This is a genomic window from Vibrio sp. 10N.247.311.13, assembly GCF_041467595.1.
GTDB lineage: Bacteria > Pseudomonadota > Gammaproteobacteria > Enterobacterales > Vibrionaceae > Vibrio > Vibrio crassostreae_C.
Genome location: NZ_JBFSUX010000114.1, coordinates 1 through 3,776 on the forward strand (window position 1 = coordinate 1; position 3,776 = coordinate 3,776).

General features: G+C 44.7%; 5 protein-coding genes. 4 read left to right on the forward strand and 1 reads right to left on the reverse strand.

Annotated features, from left to right (window positions below):
- Positions 1-397 precede the first annotated feature (397 nt).
- The gene (glpE, locus tag AB6E52_RS22790; protein ID WP_017061039.1) at positions 398-718 is read left to right on the forward strand and encodes a thiosulfate sulfurtransferase GlpE; all 321 of its coding nucleotides are present in this window, start codon (positions 398-400) and stop codon (positions 716-718) included.
- A 58-nt stretch (positions 719-776) separates the two neighbouring features.
- Positions 777-1,619 carry a rhomboid family intramembrane serine protease GlpG gene (glpG, locus tag AB6E52_RS22795; RefSeq protein ID WP_102319740.1) on the forward strand — a complete coding sequence of 281 codons (843 nt, stop codon included), beginning with the start codon at positions 777-779 and terminating at the stop codon, positions 1,617-1,619.
- An 87-nt stretch (positions 1,620-1,706) separates the two neighbouring features.
- On the opposite strand, the gene AB6E52_RS22800 is transcribed toward glpG, so the two are convergent.
- Positions 1,707-2,114: a flagellar basal body-associated protein FliL gene (locus AB6E52_RS22800; protein WP_017063771.1), complete on the reverse strand. Its 408-nt coding sequence runs from the start codon at positions 2,112-2,114 to the stop codon at positions 1,707-1,709.
- Positions 2,115-2,276: 162 nt separating this feature from the next.
- Between AB6E52_RS22800 and AB6E52_RS22805 the strand changes: the two genes are divergently transcribed.
- Together AB6E52_RS22805 and ubiA are read left to right on the forward strand one after the other, a co-directional pair.
- Positions 2,277-2,819: a chorismate lyase gene (locus AB6E52_RS22805; RefSeq protein WP_164091128.1), complete on the forward strand. Its 543-nt coding sequence runs from the start codon at positions 2,277-2,279 to the stop codon at positions 2,817-2,819.
- Positions 2,820-3,674, forward strand: a complete 855-nt coding sequence (gene ubiA, locus AB6E52_RS22810; protein ID WP_017061043.1) for a 4-hydroxybenzoate octaprenyltransferase — start codon at positions 2,820-2,822, stop codon at positions 3,672-3,674. It begins immediately after the preceding gene.
- Positions 3,675-3,776: the final 102 nt, after the last annotated feature.

The following is a 3,776-nucleotide window of genomic DNA, read 5'->3' on the forward strand; positions in this document are numbered from 1 at the left end:
GCTTGTACGGTGGTGTGAGAGGACGGAGGCCGTGAGGCCTCCTCCTACTCGATTTGGATCGATTTCTCAACTTTTGCGATCGAAATTTGCAAAATGATTTTGTGGATAACTCTGTGAGAAGTTTATTCGTCAGCTATCTAAAAGCAGTGTGTAGTAAGGCTTTGACGGGGTTTTTCGAGTGGGGATATGTTTCAGTTAACCCACAGTTAGATCAGGATCATTACTACATGTTGTGGATCTATTTTTGAAAAGACACTTTATTCACGCAATTCACAGATTTATCCACAAATGGTGTAAAAGTGATCGCTGGTGGATAACCTTATTAAGTGGATGTGAATGTTAGCCTTGGGATAGGTTACAATGGCAGCAAAGTAAATCAGTATAAAAAGAGAAAGTCATGGACCAGTTTAAACATATCGATGTTAAAGGCGCTCAAGCCCTCATCGAACAAGGCGAAGCTCGACTTGTCGATATACGTGACCCGCAGTCTTTTGCGGTTGCCCACCCAAAAACAGCCTACCACCTGACTAACGATACGATGGTGTCATTCATGGATGAGGTTGAGTTCGAACAACCTATCTTAGTGATGTGCTACCACGGCATCAGTAGCCAAGGTGCGGCACAATATTTAGTGAACCAAGGCTTTGAAGAGGTATATAGTGTTGATGGTGGTTTCGAAGCTTGGCATCGTGCTGAACTTCCAGTGATCGCAGGTTAATGACTTTCATCACCTGAACCGCCTCAAGCATCCCTCATAGAATGAATAGGAAGTAACAATGATTAGATTGATGGTGTTAGACAATCCACGTCTTGCTCAAGCATTTATTGATTATATGGCCTCTCGTCAGATCCCTATTCAGATGTCTCCAGAGGGAGAAGGGCGTTTTGCTCTTTGGCTTCTTGATGGCCAATTTCAGGTTGAAACCGAAGCTGAGCTGAATCGTTTTCTGGCTGAGCCCAATCATAAGTGCTATCAAGCTGCATCTTGGGACATGGCAGAGACCAGAAAGAGCAACTTCCATTACCACACGCCAAGCTTCATGGGCATGATCAAAGCCAAAGCAGGCCCAGTGACACTAAGCCTGATGTTGGTGTGTGTGGTGATTTTTGCGCTGCAACAGATCGGTTTTGGCCAAGCTATTTTCAATGCCCTACATTTCCCAGCGGTGGATGGACAGCAATGGCAGCTGTGGCGTTGGTTGAGTCATGCCGTTCTACATTTCTCTGTTATGCACATCGCATTTAATATTTTGTGGTGGTGGCAGCTAGGTGGAGACATTGAGAAGAAACTTGGCAGCCTCAAGCTACTTCAGATCTTTGCTGTCTCTTCTGCGCTTTCAGGTGCTGGGCAGTATTGGGTTGAAGGGGCGAACTTCGGTGGTTTGTCTGGTGTTGTGTATGCCTTGGTTGGTTACTTATGGGTGGTTGGTGCGAAGGCGCCACAACTTGGTTTAGGTATCCCAAGACAGATTGTCGGCTTTATGTTGGTGTGGTTGGTGCTTGGGTACATGCAGCCATTTATGGCTATCGCCAATACGGCGCATTTAGCTGGTCTAGCCGCTGGTGTGATTATTGGCTTTATCGATGCGATGAAAGCACCAAGCTCGGCAAGAAGCTAATTCATATCTTCTAATGAGTAGCCAAACGATAGAGACAAAAAAAGCGGCCAGATGAGCCGCTTTTTTATTGGGATTCGTTTTACATCATTACTGATAAAGGTATTTGGTAAACAGTAAGTCAGCAATCAGGGTTTTACCTGTCTCTGGAAGCAAAATCTTGTTGAGGTGTTCAACTAAGGATTTTCTTAAGTCTTCACGGCCAGATAGAGATTTAATGGTTTCTTCGTTTTGTTTGCCAAGCAATTCAATCACCGCATCGCGAATCAGTGGTTGGTGATGCTCAATAGCGGCCAAGTCGCTACTATTTGCCACCATGATGTCGAGGCGAACCTGAATGTAGCCCAGTTTTTTACCTTTAGTGTAAAAATTGGTGGTCAGGTCTGGCTCTAGCGTGAAGTAGGCGAGTTTAGCTGCCGACTCCTCTTCCGCGAAACTTGATGCTGAAAAGAGTAGGGTAATCGCAAGAAATATTTGGGCTACATAACGTTTGTGCATATTTGTGACTTTTCTTTAGTTTATTCGCGATATTCGAAACGCATTAGTCTTGTTACAATGAGCGGTCTAAATCTAAATACGTTTACAATTCGAAGAACGCTTTAATTTTGTTCGAAAGTTGAAGCTTTATTGTACGTGTAAAGTCACCTATTGAATACTAGTATGAATCAGCCAATATCGCTGTATCTTAATTCGTTAATGAATGTAGATTGGCAAAGTACAGAAACATTTGATTTTCCTAATGAAACCACCAAAGAGTGGCTGATGGAGCAAGGTTCTCTTTCCCGCAAGTTGGGGAAGTGCTGTCAGCACCTGTCTGTTGAGTTGCTTCATAATCAAGTTGTAGAACGCTCAATGCTGCAACAAGACGAGGAACATCTTTTATCATCGTTTGATTGCTTACTGCGTAAAGTGATTTTAAAGGGTGATGACGAACCGTGGGTGTTAGGTCGAACCTTGATTCCCCGAGTCACATTAGAAGATCATCAGCACTCAGACCTTTCTCAACAAGGTAATGTCCCGCTTGGATTGACCGTTTTTAGTGCTGAGAACGTGGAGCGAGATGCGCTGCAAGTTGGTTGGGTTATCGCAGGCGATGAGCGATTACTCGCGCGTCGTTCTCGATTATGGATGAACCATAAACCGATGCTTGTGGCAGAACTGTTTTTACCAACATCACCCATTTACTCTAAGGAGAGTGTGTAAATGCTTGCCACCAAAGCGAAGGCGTATTGGCAATTAACGCGAATGAATCGCCCGATTGGTACCCTATTACTCCTTTGGCCGACCTTGTGGTCACTGATTATCGCCGCACAAGGTATGCCTGATTTTGATGTCTTGGTTGTTTTTGTACTCGGCGTGGTGTTGATGCGTTCAGCTGGCTGTGTGATCAATGACTTTGCGGACCGTAAAGTAGATGGTCATGTTAAACGTACCAAGCAGCGTCCACTGCCGTCTGGTTTGGTTTCCAGTAAGGAAGCGATTCTGCTCTTTTTAGTGCTAGCCGTAGTTTCATTCTTGCTGGTACTCACCATGAATCCACTGACCATTAAGCTCTCATTTATTGGTGTGGGTCTGGCGTTCATTTACCCTTTCATGAAGCGTTTTACGCATCTTCCACAGTTGTTTCTTGGCTTAGCGTTTAGTTGGGCGATACCAATGGCTTGGGCGGCACAAACCAATGAACTGCCAAGCATTGTGTGGTTTGTCTTCGTGATTAACGCGTTGTGGACGATTGCTTACGACACGCAATATGCGATGGTTGACCGAGATGATGACTTGAAGATTGGTATTAAATCGACGGCTATTTTATTTGGTCGCTTCGATAAACTGATTGTTGGCTCTTTGCAACTCGTCACCCTAGCGATGCTGATTGCGTTAGGCATGCATTACCAACTAGGAGATACCTTCTATTGGGCACTGTTGGTAGCGGGAAGCTTATTTGTGTATCAACAACACCTGATGCGCCACCGTGATCGAGACCTTTGTTTCCAAGCCTTTCTAAACAACAACTATGTTGGAATGGCAGTGACAGCGGGCTTGTTCATTACCTTCTGGTAAGCATCCGCTTTTCGAGTTAACGAATGCTAAAGAAAAAGGCACCCATTGGGCTGTCTCTTGATCACAAGTCTGGTTAATCAAGAGACTTAGCGAGTTCATACC